Source organism: Zhurongbacter thermophilus, assembly GCF_026184435.1.
Classification (GTDB): Bacteria; Coprothermobacterota; Coprothermobacteria; order Coprothermobacterales; family JAADFF01; genus JAADFF01.
Window position 1 is genome coordinate 952131 of sequence record NZ_CP046447.1, and the last position, 17900, is coordinate 970030.

General features: G+C 39.5%; 23 protein-coding genes. All 23 read right to left on the reverse strand.

Features of this window, described 5'->3' with window-relative positions:
• Position 1: 1 nt before the first annotated feature.
• Positions 2-544: a CDP-diacylglycerol--glycerol-3-phosphate 3-phosphatidyltransferase gene (gene pgsA, locus GM182_RS04665; protein ID WP_449185960.1), complete on the reverse strand. Its 543-nt coding sequence runs from the start codon at positions 542-544 to the stop codon at positions 2-4.
• Between the two features lie 95 nt (positions 545-639).
• The gene (locus tag GM182_RS04670) at positions 640-1191 is read right to left on the reverse strand and encodes a 2-oxoacid:ferredoxin oxidoreductase subunit gamma family protein (RefSeq protein WP_449185961.1); all 552 of its coding nucleotides are present in this window, start codon (positions 1189-1191) and stop codon (positions 640-642) included.
• A 3-nt stretch (positions 1192-1194) separates the two neighbouring features.
• Positions 1195-1956 (reverse strand): thiamine pyrophosphate-dependent enzyme, encoded by a 762-nt coding sequence (locus tag GM182_RS04675; RefSeq protein WP_449185962.1) that lies wholly within the window; start codon positions 1954-1956, stop codon positions 1195-1197.
• Complete coding sequence (gene vorB, locus GM182_RS04680) at positions 1956-3038, reverse strand: 3-methyl-2-oxobutanoate dehydrogenase subunit VorB (RefSeq protein WP_449185963.1); 1083 nt, start codon at positions 3036-3038, stop codon at positions 1956-1958. The genes GM182_RS04675 and vorB overlap by 1 nt, the downstream gene beginning before the upstream one ends.
• Before the next feature lie 14 nt (positions 3039-3052).
• Positions 3053-3295 (reverse strand): 4Fe-4S binding protein, encoded by a 243-nt coding sequence (locus GM182_RS04685; RefSeq protein ID WP_449185964.1) that lies wholly within the window; start codon positions 3293-3295, stop codon positions 3053-3055.
• Positions 3296-3313: 18 nt separating this feature from the next.
• Entirely contained in the window at positions 3314-3991 is a 678-nt protein-coding gene (locus tag GM182_RS04690) for a hypothetical protein (RefSeq protein WP_449185965.1), read from the reverse strand.
• Positions 3984-5057 (reverse strand): butyrate kinase, encoded by a 1074-nt coding sequence (buk, locus tag GM182_RS04695; protein WP_449185966.1) that lies wholly within the window; start codon positions 5055-5057, stop codon positions 3984-3986. The genes GM182_RS04690 and buk (GM182_RS04695) overlap by 8 nt, the downstream gene beginning before the upstream one ends.
• 3 nt (positions 5058-5060) lie before the next feature.
• Positions 5061-5963, reverse strand: coding sequence for a bifunctional enoyl-CoA hydratase/phosphate acetyltransferase (locus GM182_RS04700; protein WP_449185967.1), 903 nt, complete (start codon positions 5961-5963; stop codon positions 5061-5063).
• 14 nt (positions 5964-5977) lie between these two features.
• On the reverse strand, positions 5978-7060 hold the full coding sequence (gene buk / locus GM182_RS04705; protein WP_449185968.1) for a butyrate kinase: 1083 nt from the start codon (positions 7058-7060) through the stop codon (positions 5978-5980).
• Positions 7053-8651 (reverse strand): AAA family ATPase, encoded by a 1599-nt coding sequence (locus GM182_RS04710; RefSeq protein WP_449185969.1) that lies wholly within the window; start codon positions 8649-8651, stop codon positions 7053-7055. The genes buk (GM182_RS04705) and GM182_RS04710 overlap by 8 nt, the downstream gene beginning before the upstream one ends.
• Positions 8629-9489 carry an NAD(+)/NADH kinase gene (locus GM182_RS04715; RefSeq protein WP_449185970.1) on the reverse strand — a complete coding sequence of 287 codons (861 nt, stop codon included), beginning with the start codon at positions 9487-9489 and terminating at the stop codon, positions 8629-8631. The genes GM182_RS04710 and GM182_RS04715 overlap by 23 nt, the downstream gene beginning before the upstream one ends.
• Positions 9490-9503: 14 nt before the next feature.
• Positions 9504-9776, reverse strand: a complete 273-nt coding sequence (locus tag GM182_RS04720; protein ID WP_449185971.1) for an acylphosphatase — start codon at positions 9774-9776, stop codon at positions 9504-9506.
• Positions 9748-10206: a transcription antitermination factor NusB gene (gene nusB, locus GM182_RS04725; RefSeq protein ID WP_449185972.1), complete on the reverse strand. Its 459-nt coding sequence runs from the start codon at positions 10204-10206 to the stop codon at positions 9748-9750. Before nusB ends, GM182_RS04720 begins: the two co-directional genes overlap by 29 nt.
• Positions 10193-10492, reverse strand: coding sequence for a hypothetical protein (locus GM182_RS04730; RefSeq protein WP_449185973.1), 300 nt, complete (start codon positions 10490-10492; stop codon positions 10193-10195). The genes nusB and GM182_RS04730 overlap by 14 nt, the downstream gene beginning before the upstream one ends.
• Positions 10489-11055: an elongation factor P gene (gene efp / locus GM182_RS04735; RefSeq protein WP_449185974.1), complete on the reverse strand. Its 567-nt coding sequence runs from the start codon at positions 11053-11055 to the stop codon at positions 10489-10491. The genes GM182_RS04730 and efp overlap by 4 nt, the downstream gene beginning before the upstream one ends.
• Before the next feature lie 43 nt (positions 11056-11098).
• Positions 11099-12160: an aminopeptidase P family protein gene (locus GM182_RS04740; protein ID WP_449185975.1), complete on the reverse strand. Its 1062-nt coding sequence runs from the start codon at positions 12158-12160 to the stop codon at positions 11099-11101.
• 9 nt (positions 12161-12169) lie between these two features.
• On the reverse strand, positions 12170-12469 hold the full coding sequence (locus GM182_RS04745) for a hypothetical protein (protein WP_449185976.1): 300 nt from the start codon (positions 12467-12469) through the stop codon (positions 12170-12172).
• Positions 12466-13044: a hypothetical protein gene (locus GM182_RS04750; protein ID WP_449185977.1), complete on the reverse strand. Its 579-nt coding sequence runs from the start codon at positions 13042-13044 to the stop codon at positions 12466-12468. The genes GM182_RS04745 and GM182_RS04750 overlap by 4 nt, the downstream gene beginning before the upstream one ends.
• Positions 13041-13670 carry a PilN family protein gene (locus tag GM182_RS04755; RefSeq protein WP_449185978.1) on the reverse strand — a complete coding sequence of 210 codons (630 nt, stop codon included), beginning with the start codon at positions 13668-13670 and terminating at the stop codon, positions 13041-13043. Before GM182_RS04755 ends, GM182_RS04750 begins: the two co-directional genes overlap by 4 nt.
• Positions 13667-14770: a type IV pilus assembly protein PilM gene (pilM, locus tag GM182_RS04760; RefSeq protein ID WP_449185979.1), complete on the reverse strand. Its 1104-nt coding sequence runs from the start codon at positions 14768-14770 to the stop codon at positions 13667-13669. Before pilM ends, GM182_RS04755 begins: the two co-directional genes overlap by 4 nt.
• Positions 14771-14784: 14 nt before the next feature.
• Positions 14785-15576: a prepilin peptidase gene (locus GM182_RS04765; protein WP_449185980.1), complete on the reverse strand. Its 792-nt coding sequence runs from the start codon at positions 15574-15576 to the stop codon at positions 14785-14787.
• 12 nt (positions 15577-15588) lie between these two features.
• Positions 15589-16812 (reverse strand): type II secretion system F family protein, encoded by a 1224-nt coding sequence (locus tag GM182_RS04770; protein ID WP_449185981.1) that lies wholly within the window; start codon positions 16810-16812, stop codon positions 15589-15591.
• Positions 16813-16826: 14 nt separating this feature from the next.
• Entirely contained in the window at positions 16827-17888 is a 1062-nt protein-coding gene (locus GM182_RS04775) for a type IV pilus twitching motility protein PilT (RefSeq protein WP_449185982.1), read from the reverse strand.
• Positions 17889-17900 lie beyond the last annotated feature (12 nt).

Below are 17900 nucleotides of genomic sequence, written 5' to 3' on the forward strand. Positions count from 1 at the left end.
ACTATTCATCTCCTTTTTCCATAAGATATGGTACAGCATGCAGGAAATAAGTATATCCAGAATAGATAGCAATGGCGGCAGTAAGATAAACTAGTACATATATAAACCACTTTACAGGTATATAAGGGGATAGATATACAGTAGAGACAAGTATTGTCTGAAGTAAGGTTTTTATTTTACCCCATTTGTTGGCAGGAACCACAACACCTTTAGAAGCTAAAAACATCCGAACTCCACCTACAAGAATATCCCTAAGTATGATAATAGCAACAAACCAAAGGGGCAATTCTCTTGCCCAAAGAAAGATAAGTAAAATAGCATTTATTAGAAGTTTGTCGGTAATTTGATCCATAAACTTGCCTAGGTTAGTAATCATCTTATATTTACGAGCAACCATACCATCGAACATGTCTGTTAACATGGCAAACCAAAATAAAATCAGAGCTAACCAATAATACTCTCTGTGCATAGACAACGGGAACAGGGGAATTATCATCAGTAATCTAATTAATGTTAGTATATTAGCCGCATTTAGTATCTTCATAAGCTCACTCTCCACATATTACTTTTATAGTATTCTACAATGAAAAAAGGGGGCCATGAGCCCCCTCACGTATACACTACTTTTTAATTAATTTATTATTTTGCCTGCTCTTTAGCAAGCTCAAAGCCTTTACGTAACGCCTGCTCGTTAAGATCGGCAAGTTCTGGTTTTTTCTTTCCAAGCTTTTCTCTCATGGCAGCAATAACATCATCAAGAGATACAACATCCTGCAAGAAATATGTCAAGGCACCAAGGAGAATCATATTGGTAGCCTTAACACTACCCATCTCTTCGGCAAGTTCCGTAGCAGCAATACCGATATAGGTTAAGTCATCTCTCTTAGGTTTCTCGGTAATCATAGAAGTATTGAATATGAAGATACCTCCCTTTCGGGCCATAGGCTCAAACTTCTGGAAAGAAGGATTGTTGAAGATAACGCAATAAGTGGGTTCGTGGGTAAGAGGAGATGCAATTGGCTCATCAGATATCATAACAGTACAATTTGCGGTACCACCTCTTTGTTCGGGACCATAGGAAGGAAGCCAAGTTGTATAGTATCCCTTTTCCATGGCTGCCTTAGACAAAATCTGGCCGGCAACCATTACACCCTGTCCACCAAATCCGGCAAAGATAACATCCTTTAGCATGGCTTATCCCTCCTTCTTCTCGTCGCCTACATCCTTGTAGACGCCCAGTGGATAGACTTTTATCATTTCGTTCTTGACAAATTCTGCAGCTTTTACTGGATCCATACGCCAGTTAGTAGGACATGTAGAAACAACCTCTATAAAGGTATACCCCTTACCCTCCATCTGATACTGGAATGCCTTTCTAATCCATTTCTTCATATCCAAAACATGCTGAGGATCAAAGGCAGAGACTCTAACAGACAAAGCGGTTCCTTCAAACTGGGCAATATGCTCTGCCATCTTCAGAGGATAACCTGCATATTTGGGATCTCTACCATAGGGAGAGGTTGTTGTTTTCATGCCAACCAGTGTTGTAGGTGCCATCTGACCACCGGTCATGCCGTAAACAGCATTGTTGACCATAATGGTGGTGATATTGACACCACGGATGGCGGCATAAGATGTCTCGGCAAAACCAATAGATGCGGCATCGCCATCACCCTGATATGTGAAGACTAGTCTATCTGGCCATGCCCATTTTATACCTGTTGCATTTGCACATGCTCTACCGTGTGGAGCTTCAAACCAGTCTATATCAATATAGTCATATGCCAAAACAGCACAACCAACCGGAGCTATACCGATAGAAATATCATCCCAGCCTTCTTCTTGTAGAATCTCAGCAATTACCCTATGAATAATACCGTGGAAACATCCTGGACAATAATGGTTTGGTCCGGTATATATTTTAGGAACTTCGTATACAACTTGAAGGTTACCCATCACTTGGCACCCCCTTTCAAGATTTCAATAACTTTATCCTCTACCTCTTTGGGGGTAGGAACAATACCACCAGGATATGGCATAAGATGATACTTCTTATTAGGATCAAATATAGATAGTTTGACATCCTCAATAAGCTGTCCCATGCTCATCTCAACAGTAAGAACATGCTCTGTCTTCTGAGCATACTCCTTTAGTTCCTTATCCGGGAATGGCCACAATGTAATAGGCCTGAATAAACCAACCTTATAGCCTTTTGCCCTAAGATTCTTCACTGCTGTTTTAATGATACGGGCTGCGGTACCATATGCAACAATCATGACATCAATATCTGGCTCTTCTAGTTCAAATGCCTCAAACATTCTCTCGTTTTCATATACTTTCTGATACTTCTCAAAGAGTTTAAAATTGTGAGCAGCCAGTTTATTAGGATCAAGCTCAAGAGATGTATTAACATTCTTCGTACCGCCGTGCATCTTCTTACCAGAAAGAGCCCAATCTGGTACAGGAATGGAATCAGGATCTATATCATATTTAAACTCAACAGCCTCCATCATCTGACCAACAAGACCATCAACAACCATCATAGCCAGCATGCGATACTTAAAGGCATTTTGGAACAGAAGAGGCATGATATCCACAGCTTCCTGCAGTGTAGAAGGAGCATAGACAAGATTACGATAATCACCGTGTCCGCCACCCTTAACAGCCTGGAAATAGTCAGACTGTGCAGGCTGAATATCACCAAGACCAGGACCTCCACGAATAAGATTAATAATAACTGCTGGCACCTCAGCACCAGCCATGTAGGAAATAGCCTCCTGCATAAGAGAAATACCTGGTGAAGATGATGCTGTCATAGCATATTTACCAGCAGCACCGGCACCATAAATCATATTAGAAGCGGCCACTTCACTTTCTGCCTGGATGAAAACGCCACCAACCTGGGGTAGCCTATATGCCATATACTCGGCAAGTTCACTGGCAGGGGTAATTGGATAGCCAAAAAATAGACGGCATCCAGACCTAACCGCTGCCTCTCCAAGGGCCTCATTACCCTTCATAAATACCTTTTCGCCCATACTTATCCCCCTCCTTATTCTGCTACTTCTACAATCTCACGATAAACATCAATAACACCTTCGGGGCACATCATGGCACAGAAGGCACAACCAACACATTTATCGGGATCTGTTAGTTCAATGGGGCGATATCCCTTTGAATTAATTTTGGTCTTTGAAAAATCCAGAATGTGAACTGGACAAACAGCAACGCATAAGCCACATTGCTTACATAGGTCTTCGCGAATCTTCAATACACCTCTTACTTTTTTGGGCACAACCCGTCCCCTCCTTTCTTAAACAAAAATATGCCTCTGGATAGGTAATACTGGATACTCAACTTTGTCTGCTACCACTGGGGCTATCTCGGCCTCAGTAGCAATAAATGGTATGGCAAGCTGTCTTTCCAGCTTTGCCACCGTCTCTTTAAATTTATTATACCCCGTAAAGAAATCATCGGCTGTAAGGGAACCTGCCAAATTGATATTCGGTATAACCTCAGATATGGAAAAATCTTCCTCAAGCTTGTTATTAAATGTGTTCATATACGCAAGCAATCCCTCATACGTGAAATTAGCCCTAAAGGGATTAACAATAAGCACAGTCTTGAACGGCACCTTCCGTATATCATCTCTATATATACCTATAGGGCACGTGCCAGTTTCTTCCCCAGCAAGGTCGAATATAATCTTTTTTCCCTCTTCTAAAAGGTCTGATATACCACCAGGTATTACAGGACTATCCATATATTTAAGGTCACCTTCGGGATATCGTGCAGGATATCCATAAACAGGTGCAATATCCCTCGTGCGAATATACGGTTTATATACATCAAGATCAATGACAACAACTTCACCCTTGCCATTAATAGCAATATTGGCTGCTATTTCCGTTTTACCGTTACCACGAGGACCAATAAAAAGTACAACTTGTGCATTATCAAACAAAATCAGACCATCGGTAATATTAGACATATTCCTTGGCTTCCTCCTCTCCCTTTAGCACACGAAGAGCACCAAGAGCAAGGGCTTCCATCTCCATCTCACCAGGATACACATAAATAGGAGCAATCCACTCTGCATGCTCCTTTATCTTATCTACAAACCACTTGAAGTAGGCAAGACCACCGGTCAGCAGAATGGCATCAACCTTTCCCTCCAACGCAGCTGCCATATGCCCTATCCACTTAGCTACCTGATAGGCCGTTGCACCAACTACCAATTGTGCCTTTTCATCTCCAGCTTCCACATCTTTTTCTATTTCAATAGCATTAGAAGTACCAAGATGAGCTACCCAACCACCTTGCCCCTTGATTTTTTTAAGCATAGTTTTCTTATCATATTTACCCTCAAAGCACAATTTGGCAAGAGAATATACAGGCAAAGTACCAGAACGCTCAGGAGACATAGGACCTTCACCATCAAGGGCATTATTAACATCTATTACTCTACCTTGTTTGTGAGCACCAATGGAAATGCCACCTCCCATATGTGCTACAACAACATTGACATCTTTATAGTCTTTTCCTTGCTCACGAGCCCACTTACGGGCAATAGCACGCTGATTAAGTGCATGGAAAATACTCTTTCTCTGAAATTCTGGCCACCCTGTAGGACGGGCTATATCTACCATCTCGTCAACAACAACAGGATCAACTATGAATGCAGGCTTACCGCCAGCCTCCTGAGCAAGCTCATAGGCAATGAGAGCACCAAGATTAGAGGCATGCTCTCCCATTGGTCTATTTCGCAGGTCATCAAGCATCTTTTCATTAACCCTATAAGTACCACCTTCCATGGGTTTGAGAAGACCTCCACGACCAACAAATGCATCAATTTCTTGTAATGAAACTCCCTTTTCTTCTAACAACCTAAGAATAGTATTCTTTCTAAACTCGTATTGATCGGCAATTCTATCAAACTTCTGGATCTCAGCAGGATCATGACGAACAGTCTCCTGCCATAATTTTTTTTCATCCTCAAATAAGGCAACCTTTGTAGAAGTAGAACCAGGGTTTATAACAAGTATCTTATATCCCATATATCATCCCTCCTTCATGGCTATACCAGCCAAGAGTGAGTAATATTTGCTTTCATATGTATCTGCACGAGATGGCACAATAACAGGTACTGTAGCACCCACAACAATACCGGCCATCTTTCCACCAGCAGCATATGTAAAGGACTTACCAAGAAGATTACCCGCCTCTATATCAGGCACAAGGAATATATCAGCATCTTCTATAACAGGAGACTCTATTCCTTTATGTTCTGCTGCAACACGAGAAAGCACATTGTCAAGGGCAAGTGGTCCATCAACTATAGCCTTTATCTGCTTTCTCCAAGACATAACAGTCAGTGCAGCGGCATCCATTGTTGCAGGCATTTTGGGATTAACCGTCTCTACTGCTGCCAAAACGGCAACTTTAGGCATTTCATACCCTAATCGAGATGTTACCCACAGGGCATTTTGAAGAATCTGTACCTTTTCGTCGAGAGTAGGATAAGGAACCATACCCCCATCTGTTAAGAATATCACCTTAGGGTACGTGGGAACCTCAAACAATGCCACATGGCTAAGTAGTTTTGCCCTTCTAATACCCCACTCCTTATTCAAAACAGCTTTAAGAAATGTGGCCGTTTTGACAAGCCCTTTCATAATAGCATGGGCTTTACCTTCTCTTACAATCTTCACGGCCTTCTCGGCCATCTCCGCCTCATCGGAAGCATAGACAATATCAAACTGAGAGATATCTATACCTTCTTCTCCCGCAGTTTTCTCAAGTTTCTCTTTATCGGCCACCAATATAATCTCGGCAACTCCGTCTTTTACGGCCATATTGGCAGCTTTCAGTGCCTCACTATCATGACCGCCGGCTATAACTACTTTAACTCCCTTACGAGACTTCGCCAGTTCTTTTAGTGCTGAAAAATCTTTTAATGCCATATACATCCCCCTCCCTACTGATAAACCTTAGGCTGTTCAATCCCCTTAATAACACGCCATGCTCCTTCTGCAAGAGCCTCCATTTCAAAACCACCTGGGTATGTCTTAAATGGAGCAATCCACCCAACATAGTGCTTGAAGAAGTTGATAACATAATCGTTATAGGCAAGGCCACCAGTTACGATAATAATTTCAACATTACCCTTTAAAACACTGGCCATAGCTGCGATTTCCTTGGAAACCTGATAAAGCATAGCATCGATAATGAGTTTGGCCTTTTCATCAGTCTCAGCCATCTTAAGAGCTTCACGAAAATCTTTGGTTCCAAGGTGAGCATACATTCCACCTTTTCCGGCAATTCTCTTTAGTGTCTCCACCTTATCAGGCTTTTTATCGTAAATGTATCTGACAAGGTCTCCAACAGGTAGTGAACCAGCACGCTCTACCTGGAATGGTCCTCCCTCATTGGCATTGTTGATATCAACAATGCGACCATTCTTTATGGCGGCAATAGAAAATCCTCCACCAAGGTGAACGGCAACAGCATTGACATCCTTAATATCTTTTCCAACTTCAGAAGCATACTTGCGAACAACCGCTCTTAAATTTAGCATATGTCCATGGCTTCTACGGGGTAATTCTGGCAAACCAGAGAGCCTTGCATAATCCTCAAACTCGTCGACAGAAACAGGGTCGGTAAAATAGGCTTTTACACCAAATTCCTTAGCAAGTTCGTAACCGATAACAATACCAACAAGAGAAATATGATGGGCTTCAACACGCCAGTTGAGAATATCATCTACGATTTTTTCATTAACCTCATAAGTACCACCTTCCATAGCTTTTACAGGTCCTCCACGAACGGCGAAAGCAAGAAGATTCTCCTTTGTAACACCATGTTTGGCCATAAAATCTAGAACAGCCTTCTTTCTCATGTCTTTCTCCTCAAGAACATTCTGAAATTTATCCAGCTCCTCTTGAGGATGATCTATTGTTTCAACAACAATCTTCTCTACACCGGTATCTGTAGCCCTAAACAGACCCAGTTTAGTAGATGTAGAACCAGGATTTACAACAACAATTCTGTCTTTATCCATTCATATCACCTCTCTTATAAGAGTTTATGAGCTCAAGGGCTACATCATAAGCCCTTTCAGAACCACCATCAATTAAACGAGCAATTTCTTTAACACGGTGGTCCCCCTCTAACATTTTAACCTCTTTTCTTATACCTAGGTCCCTCACAACAAAATGGGTGTCCGAAGCAGCTGCTACAAATTGAGAATGAGTAGAAGTAATTACCTGTACATGTTTAGAAAGTTTTTTCAAAAACCAGGCTATATGGAAAGCAACATTACCACTAGTACCTGCGTCAATTTCGTCAAACACCATCACATATTGCGTAGGAGGAACAAGTGTGTAAAGCAACAGTAGGATACGGGATAATTCACCTGAAGAGGCTATTTCATAAACAGGAATTTCTCTATCTCCTACTTTAAACACAAAGTCCACGATGTCATTGCCATAAGGGTATATACCTTCTTTCCTATTAATCACTATATCTAAAATGCCACCCAGAATGTCCTTTGAATGCTTACGAAAATAAGCTCTTATAGTACTCGCTGCTTCCAATCTATCTTCAGTAAGCTTTTCAGAAAGACTTTCATATCGTTTTAGAAGATTTTCCCTTTTCTTTTTCAATTGAATTAAATCTGCTTCTCTCTGTCTCAATATAACATCAATATCCCGGGTTTCCTCAATAAGGCGTTTCAGTCCATCAATGTCTTCATCATATTTTCTCATTAACCTTTGAATCTTCCATATGATATGCTCCAGCTCATCGAGTGACATCTCGGGATACTCAAGGTCAGCAATTATAACATCAATTTGCTCATCTATATCCGATATAACATCGTAGACACAACCTATATCAATGTTTATATTTAAATCTGATAACAAGGGCTCTATTACTCCCAAGATATGCCATACAGACATATCATCGGCTTTCAAAAGTTTCCTTAGATACTTAGCTTTTTCCAATACCTTCCCTGCCTGCCTAAGCTTCTCGGATAAAACAAGAAGCTCATCATACCTATCTATATAATCCAATACATCTCTAAATTCTTCTTGAAGTTCTTTTAAGCTTTCACAATGTTCTTTAAATAGTGTCAGATTCACTTCCGCAGCCGCAATAGACTCTTCCAACTCAAGATAACTGTTGTATACAACCTCTAACTCTTTTAGCAACGAGACATCTACGAAGCGATCAATCAGCTGACGACGAAAGGCTTCTTTTCTCAGCTGCTGCCTTTCATCAACTGACACAAGAGAAAACAGGCTACCTAACAATGAACTAACAGAATTCCAGGTAATAAGAACTCCATTGATACGGTAAGTCGTTCTCTCCTTTTTACTAATAAAAATAGATGCCTCTCCAGCATCTATTTCATAGCCTAAATTGTACAGACGAGATGCAACTTCATCGGAAATATCAATAATGGCACTAATGGTATATCGATCTAACTTAGAAAATCGAGGTGTCTTTTTTCCAAAGACATGAGAAATTGCTTCAAGTATTAAAGATTTACCACTACCTGATTCTCCTGTAATTACATTAAGACCACTCGAAAACTCTAAATCCCCATGAAAATTCAAAGAAGGAATATCAACTGTTATCGCTTTCAACATAGCGACTACCCCAGTGAAATTTCTCTCTAATATTGTCTACCCATGAATAGAAACCGGTTACATGTAAATAAGACAAAACCACATCTTCCATCCTTGAAATATCAAAACACGCTTTCTTCGTATATAATATGTCGGATAACCCATCTATAAGCAAATGCCACGGTTTATCTCCAATACATATATTCGTTGTCTTCTCATCAGATACAACTATAGGTCTAATAGTAATATGATGAGGATTAAGAGCAGTCAGTACATATACAGGAGCATTACTATCAATTATTGGTCCACCGGCTGACAAGGAATAAGCTGTAGAACCGGCAGATGTAGCAATTACAAGTCCATCCCCTTTAATGGAACCTATATGCTCGTTCTCAATAAATACCGATATATCCAGAATATCAAGAGGTCTATCTTTTACAAAGACAACATCATTTATGAACAACTTTTTATTACTTGTAGAATTCATAACCTGCATAACAGGGCGATTCCACAAAAAATAATCACCACTAATTAAGCGAGAAACTGCTTTGTGGATATCTCGAGGATTAACACGATCTGGCATAAAATTAAACTCACCAGCAGCTATTGGCCAAATAGGTATCCTACAGTTGGCATCAAGTATCAGGTGAGAGACCCGGATAACGGTTCCATCTCCTCCAACGGATACAACTAAATCTACAGAGGAAAATGCTTGTAAGTTCACTGAACGCCAATCTTCAAGAGCTATAGAATAAGCAATAGCTACACCGGCCTTTTCAAATTCCGAATGAAGGGACTTTACTATATCAAGAGCCTTTCTCCTAGTAGGATGGTGAATTATACCAACCTTCTTTATCACAAGTATCCCCCTCGTTAGTATTCTATCCGAAACACATATTCACCTTTCGGTGCAATATCTTCTATCTCTAGAGACTCCACAACAGCATGAGAAGGTCCAACTTTTAACTTCTCAATGAGAGCCTCCACAGCAAAAGGATCTCCCTCAGCTTCAACAAGTACTGAACCATCGGGTAAGTTTCTTACAAATCCACCTATACCCAAAAGATTGGCATATTTTCTGGTAAACCAGCGAAATCCAACACCTTGTACAATACCTTTAACTCTTATTCTCTTTCTGACTCGCATGACTACCTGTTACCTCTTCGGCAATCCCTTTTAATGTTGCATTGACCAAAGAGGCAAATTTATCATCAACATAGAGCTTAGCCAAATTAACAGCCTCATTTACAGCAACAGCAATGGGTACAAGATGCCTATAAAATAATATCTCTGCAGCTCCTATACGGAGAATCGTCTTTTCTAAATCTCCCATTCTATCAAAAAGGGTGGATTTTATATGATTTCTTAAGATATTATCTATAATATCCCTCTTATCAATAACTGTTGCAATAATACGTTTAGCATGCCTTTTCAACTTACTAGATGGTTTTAAATCTGCCATGACCTGTGCAAGAACCTCTTTGCGAGAAGGTTTAACCTCTGCAACTTCATAAGCATATAACGCCGTTAGTAAGTTTTTTCTTAGTTTGCGAAAATACTTATTACTCAGAGACATCCTCTACAAGCACCACCACTCGCACAATATAGTTCATACCAAGTGTACCAGCAACAACCTTCTCCACAAATGAAGAAACTTTGTTAACAATTTTTTCCACCTTAGCATTTGGAAAAACAGATATAGGTACAACAATTTCGATAATATCTTTATCCAATTCCTCTATAGTAATAGCATCCATTCCACCTACTACACCGGAAACACCATCAATATCTGGAACGAGGGCAACAAGCGTTGCCCTCAACACATCATATGCACTTGTAGAAGCCTGGGGCCTCTTTATCATTTGGAACGCACCCTCTCTACATATTCTCCAGTACGAGTATCAATTTTCAGTACATCACCTATCTTGATAAAAAGTGGTACCTGAACAACAGCACCTGTTTCCAATGTTGCTGGCTTGCTTCCACCAGCCGCAGTATCACCCCTAAGACCAGGATCGGTATCTACAACCTCAAGTTCAACAAAAGTAGGAAGTTCTACAGAAAGAGGCTGACCCTCGTAGTAAAAGATGCGGACTGTGGTATCCTCTTTCATAAATTTAGCGGCATCCCCAACAATTTCTGCAGGGATACCTACCTGGTCATAAGTATATGTATCCATGAAATAATAGGTATCACCATCATTATAGAGGTACTGCATATCCTTACCTTCAAGATACGCCTGTTTAACTTTCTCACCAGCTCTAAATGTTGTCTCAATAGATGCCCCATCGCTAAGTCTTCTCATTTTTACTCTAACAAATGCAGAACCTTTGCCAGGTTTAACATGCTGTGCCTCAAGGATTCTATACAGCACTCCATCGATATCTATAACAACACCCGAACGCAGATCGTTTGTAGATATCACTATACATCCCTCCTATTTATGTTTTATGACTACTCTTATTATATCAGAGCCTAAATATCTTATCCAATGAAGACAAAACAATAACCCCGTTTTCCGTCATCATAACATCGTCTTCAATTCTAACCCCAAACTCGCCTGGCAGATAAACACCAGGTTCAATAGTAAAGATAATATTCTTATCTATTATCTCATCAGACATATAAGAAACACGGGGCATCTCATGTATTTCTATACCGATACCATGACCAAGTGAATGGGTAAAGTACTCAGCAAGCCCCTTATCTTTAAGATAATTCCTTGCAAGAGCATCAATTTCTTTAGCAGTCATACAACATTTAGCTCCACGAATAGCAGTTTCTTGAGCACCTTTAACGGCCTGCAAAACCTCTTCGGCCTTTTCAGAAATTTTTCCTACAACAACCATACGGGTAAGGTCAGATACATACCCCTTATAAAAGGCACCCCAATCTATAACAATAACTTCTCCCTCCTTAACCTTTTTGTCGGATGCTACCCCATGTGGAAGTGCCCCTCTATAACCAGAGGCAACAATAATGTCAAAGCTCTCTTTATCTCCTCCTAATCTACGCATATGGTAACACAGTTCAGATGCTATATCTCTTTCCGTTACCCCCGGTCTTATAATCTCTAACGTTTTCAAAAATGCATTTTGAGCTATATCTATAGCCTTTTCTATAAGAGTTCTTTCATATTCATCCTTAACCATACGCATTTTGTAAAGATACTCGTCAGCACCTGAGAAAGTTTCAATCCAAGGAACAATCTCCCTAAGCTTATTAATGAATTTTACTGTAATTACATTTTCTTCAATCCACAATTTCTTAATTTCCTTGAGATAGCTTGGAAGTTCTTCCCAAATCTTGGTAAACAAGATAACTTCTACACCATCCCAAACTTCATCAGCTGCCTGAGTCGTGTAGCGACCATCAACGAGAAGCTTAATGCTTTCACCGGTAATAATAAGATAGCCTTCTCCTCCAGTAAATCCTGTCAGGTAATACAAGTGATGAGAGGTTGTTGTTAGATAAGCTTCCCCCTCCACAAGATTGAGCCTTTGTCTAAGAGTTTCGACCCTCTCCCTCACAAACATCCCTCACTTTCCTTTAAATGGATCCACTACTCCCACATCTGTAGGATCCTGTTCTTTTACTTGTATATGATAACGCTGAGCAACAACATTTTCTATTTCTTTTATCTTATCTTCTGGTATCTGAAGCTTTTCAATTGCATATCGTTTTTGCAAAACTTTTATCTGGGCATCTGGGGTCTCATATTTACTAACCATGCGTAATATGTAAGAATTATACCCTCCTGTAAAGATAATCGATGTGGAAAATAGAAGACTAATAATTGTCAATACTATCAATAATAACACCCAACTTTTTTCAGTCATTTCCCTTCACCTCCCATTACTACAACGGGAAATTGCATTTTAAATGATAAAGTGTATGGATAATTTTCTCCTTGGGAATATTTAATGCTAACATTGGATAACATGATCATCTTATCCGCATTTTCTATACGCTTAAGCATATTTATAACGCCGTTGTATGTTTTGGGGCCCTTAACACCATCAACGCTAACAATAACTATACCCCACATAGGATTCTTTTTGTCTTTAGCAATTTTACTAACTTTTACACTTTTAAATTCAGAAGCACCAACATTTTCCATAAGAGATTTCACATACTTAAACAAGAATGAATCAATCTCATACTCTGGCCTGCTACCATCAATAAAAAGTACAGAAGCCTTATCGGCTATCTCTTGAAGTTTTTCCACTTCTTCTGCCAACTTCTTCTCATCTATTTGACTAATAAGACGATTTTTTTCTGTGAGAACATCAACTGTTGTCATATTCGTACGATACGTGTCTAGTTCAGAAGACATATATTTGTAGAGAACAAAAATAGCTACCAATAAAAGCAACATGACAATAACATGTTTATTTTCTTCAAACCACTTCATTTGTTCTCACCTTCTTTCACATTCTGTTTCCAGCCCAATAGTAGATTTACGCTATAAGTCCACTCGTTTTCTTGAGACTGGGAGATAGAAGACAGATTTATGGGCAAAACCTTAGCATTTTTCACATAGAGATATGGCGATGCAGCAAATGCATCGATAAGCTGAGGAGCATCCAAATAGCTATCGGATACAATTTTCAGGGAAAGCCTTACACTATCTCCATTAACCGAGAGATTTATACCACCTTGAACTGTAGATCCCTTCGGCAAACGCTTTCTTATTTCATCTAGCACAATAGATAATTTAGGTTGCATATCAATAATGGTATAAGTATTATCAATAAACTTCATAATAGTTTCCTTCTGCTTAATTACCTGATTAAATTTGACTTCCTTGGGCTTCAATGAGGCATAAGTGCTGTTTAGAGAGTCGATTTTTTTAGCAAGAGATTTATTTACCATCTTCATAGTAATAATAGGAGCCAGTGTCATAACAATAATTAAAATAACGGATACCCAGAAAGTAGTCCAACTTATGCCAACTTGTCTTCTTATAAACTTAGGACCATCTAATAAATTAAGACGAATAACAGTAAAGTTACTACTACCTTTCTTCTTCATATTCATCGAGAATCCCCTCCTCCTGCCAAGCTTGGCAGCATATCAACATATTCCCACAAAGCAAGACCAAAGGCCGTAGATACAAGCGGGGATATTTCATACAAAACATCCGAATGAAGTCTTTCGGCATCCATTGGTTCAAGATATGAAAGAGTTCTATTTTTTGTAATAGGAAATCCTAACTCTTCGGAAAGCAATGTATCAAATCCTTTTAGAAGGGCTCCTCCACCAGAAATAATACCTGTAAATTTACCCCCACCAGAGGAAATGTTAGATTGGTAATATGCAATTACCCTATGAATCTCCCTAATAAGACTTTTCATAGCTCCGGCAATAATATTTTTCAGTTGCTGATTTTCTTCCTCTTCCAGAATATTTCTTTGATTAAGAAGATACTCTGCTTCTCTTTCGCTGATACCTTTAAACTCACTAACCTGTCTAACAAACATACTTGCTCCCATATCGATAAGACGAGTATATGCAAGCGTACCGTTCTCGAAAAAGCTGATCGTAGTTGTCTTACTACTAATATTAAGAAGCACGTACGTTAGCTCAAGGTCTTCTTCGTTGGTAAGAAGATATAGTGTACGAGCTTCAGCCAATAACTCCGCATCAGCCGCAATAACACTGAGTCCTAAGGACTTAAACACTTCAATATAAGGATCTACATGTTCTTTCTTAACAGCAGCAAATAATACATCATAAACATTACCTTTTTCGGACATTCGCGTACCCAACACCTGAAAGTCGAAATATAATTTTTCTACTGGGGTGGATAACTCTGACTGGATATCATCTCTAATAAATTCAAACATAACAGGTTTTTTCTGAGATATGTTTGCCGGCACCTGAATAATCTTTATAATTGTCTGTTCTCCCGGCACACCCATAACAACATTCTTCCCTTGAAACACATAGGCTTCAAGCACCTGGGAAATTGCTCTCTTAAACACTTCTGGATTTACCAGAAGTCCATTGGCAATAGCCCCTTTAGGAACAGGAAAATGAGCAACCTCAGATACAAGCAGCTTTTTCCCTTTTTTCACCAATTCCACCGCCTTGATGAAATGATCACCAAGGTCTAATCCAATCACACTTGATCTCATACACTAGCCCCCCTTTATATAAAGAACAAACGTCTATACCACAAAATAATGGGTATACCATAAAACCATGCCAAAACAGCACCCCAGAGCATAAAAGGACCAAAGGGAACAACATGTTTTGATTCACCTTTAAATATTTTCGTCATGAGCATAAAAACAATACCAACCAAAGCACCTAAACCAAAGGCTATAAAAAACCATGGTACGATTTTAGGAAAACCTAAAAACCAACCAATGATAGGGGATAATTTAACATCTCCCTCTCCCATACCATCGGGTACAAGATAATAAATAATAAGGAAAAACACAAGTAAAACAAGAGAGCCAATAACACGATTTCTAATATCTAGCAGAGTTTCCCAGCCTAAAGCAAAAGCAAACAAAGTCCATGCAACTTCAAACACAGCCATAGGCAAGAGAATCTTATTTGGAAGTATATAAAGTTGCATATCTATAACGCTGAGCACTATAGCAAAATAACCAAACACCAGCACCTCAACAAAGGCATCAATACCTTGTGGAAATACAAGAACAAAAACTATTACCGTCCACAAGCCTGTGATAAATTCAATAGCAGGATACAAAGGTGAAATTCTCTTACCACAATAACGACATTTTCCACCTAACATAATATAACTAAGAATTGGAATCATGTCATACCAAGCAAGTTTATGACCACAATAAGGACATTTACTCGGTGGATAAACAATACTTTCTCCTCTAGGAATACGATAAATAACAACATTAAGAAAACTACCAATTGAAGCACCTATTAAAAATATAAGTAGCAAAATTATGTAATACACGGGTTACCCTCCTTATAGATTCATCTGACTTATCATGCTGAATATTGGCAAATATATAGAAACAATAGCAGTACCAACCATTAAAGCAAGAACAAGGACAGTAATTGGCTCCATAGCAGAAGCTAACGCCTCTACAGCTGCATCAACCTCCTCTTCATAATACGAAGCCATCTTTTCTAGCATCTTGTCAAGAGAACCAGATGCTTCACCTATTCTTACCATATTGATAAACATAGGGGGAAATAGATCGGGATATTGACTCATTGCTGCCGATATACGGCTACCACCTTTAACCTTAGAAATGATATCGGCAATAGCCTCCTCGTATACTTTATTACCCATAACATCTTTCAAATTGTCAAGTGCTTCTGTAGGCGAAATACCACTTCTTACCATTGTGGCAAAGTTCGATGCAAATTGAGCTAAAATAGACGTACGGGTTAATCTTCCAAACAATGGCATCTTCAATTTTAACCTGTGCCAATATTTCCCTCCAAGTTTGAAGCCCAACATACCAAAATAGTTAAGGACAAATATAAGAACTATTACTCCAACCATCCATGGCCAATATTTAATAATAAATCTTGCCAAACCTATCATAAATGTCGTAAGAGCTGGCATCTTCTTAATACCAAAATCCTTAAACATCTGTTCGAATTTAGGAATAATGAAGATTACAATACCTAAAAATATAGCAAGAGAAATACTGAGAACAACTATGGGATACGTCATAGCACCTTTAATCTTACGCCTAATAGTCATATTTTTCTCCAGCAAAGTAGCAACGTCATTTAAAGCTTTTTCCAGATGGCCTGTCACCTGGGCTGCTTTAATAATGTTAGGGTACATAGGCGGAAAAACTCCAGAATACATAGCAAGAGCATCACCAAAGGTAGTATCGCCTCTACGGACCATGTTAGCAATTTCAGTAAATACCTGTCTCAAATACGGATCTTGTATCTGTTGTGCAACAATATCAAGAGATTCTACAAGCTGCATACCTGATTCAATCATTGTAGCCAGCTGTCGAGTAGCGAGAGTCAAAGCCTTGAGAGAAACCTTTTTCCTGAATACCTTTCCAGACGAAGATGTTTGAACTGTTTCTTTTAGGGATAGAACCTGCGTTATTCCCATATCCATAAGTTTTTCCAAAGCTACCCTACGAGAAGGGGCTTCAATAACCCCTTTAACTGTTCCAAATGCCCCTTTTTTCGCAACATACTTGTAATATGGCATGAATCATCATCTCCTTACATGCCAAGATAACGGTTAAAGTCGTTAAGAGAATGCACATAATGAAGGGCCTCATCATAATCAACAAGTCCTCTCTTAACAAGCATAGCAAGAGCCTTATCCATGGGCTGCATGCCTTCAGAAGCACCCATCTGGATATGGCTAAGTATTTGATGTGTTTTTCCTTCCCTAATAAGAGACCTAATGGCAGAGTTGGCAATCATAATCTCGGCAGCCAAAACTCTTCCTCTACCATCTGCTCTCTTAAGCAATCTCTGTGAAATAACCGCCAAAAGAACAGATGCCAACTGTATTCTTACCTGAGGTTGCTGGTGAGGTGGAAATACATCTACAATTCTGTCGATCGTTTGAGCAGCAGAATTCGTATGAACTGTAGCAAACACAAGATGACCGGTCTCCGCTAATGTCAAAACCGTTTGAATGGTCTCCAAATCTCTCATCTCACCAACCATAACAACATCGGGATCCTCACGAAGAGCGGCCCTAAGGGCATTGGCAAAACTTAAAGTATCAGCCCCAACCTCTCTTTGATTAACCATAGACTTACCATGTCTAAACACATATTCTATAGGATCTTCAATAGTCAGAATATGATAAGGATATGTGATATTAATCTGCTGAATCATCGCGGCGAGGGTAGTAGATTTACCTGATCCCGTAGGCCCCGTAACAAGAATGAGACCTTGTCTTTTGTGGATTAAATCTTTAACGACATCTGGCAGCCCCAAATCGTCTATATGCGGAACTTCAAATGGTATACGACGGAGTGCCGCCGCCACAGTTGCCCTCTGTCTATATGCATTAACCCTATAACGACCTAGACCGGGAATTCCGAACGAAAAGTCTATTTCTCCTTGAGATTCGAATTTCTGTATTTGAACTTCATTCATAATCTGATACACAATATTTCTCGTATCTTCAGGTGTTAATCTGTCTTCGCCATATGTCACTAATTCACCATTGACACGATATACAGGAGCCCTACCAACAGTAATATGCAAATCTGAAGCTCCCAACTCTTGCATCTCTCGGAGCAGTTCTACAATGTCATATTTCATAATATCCCCCCT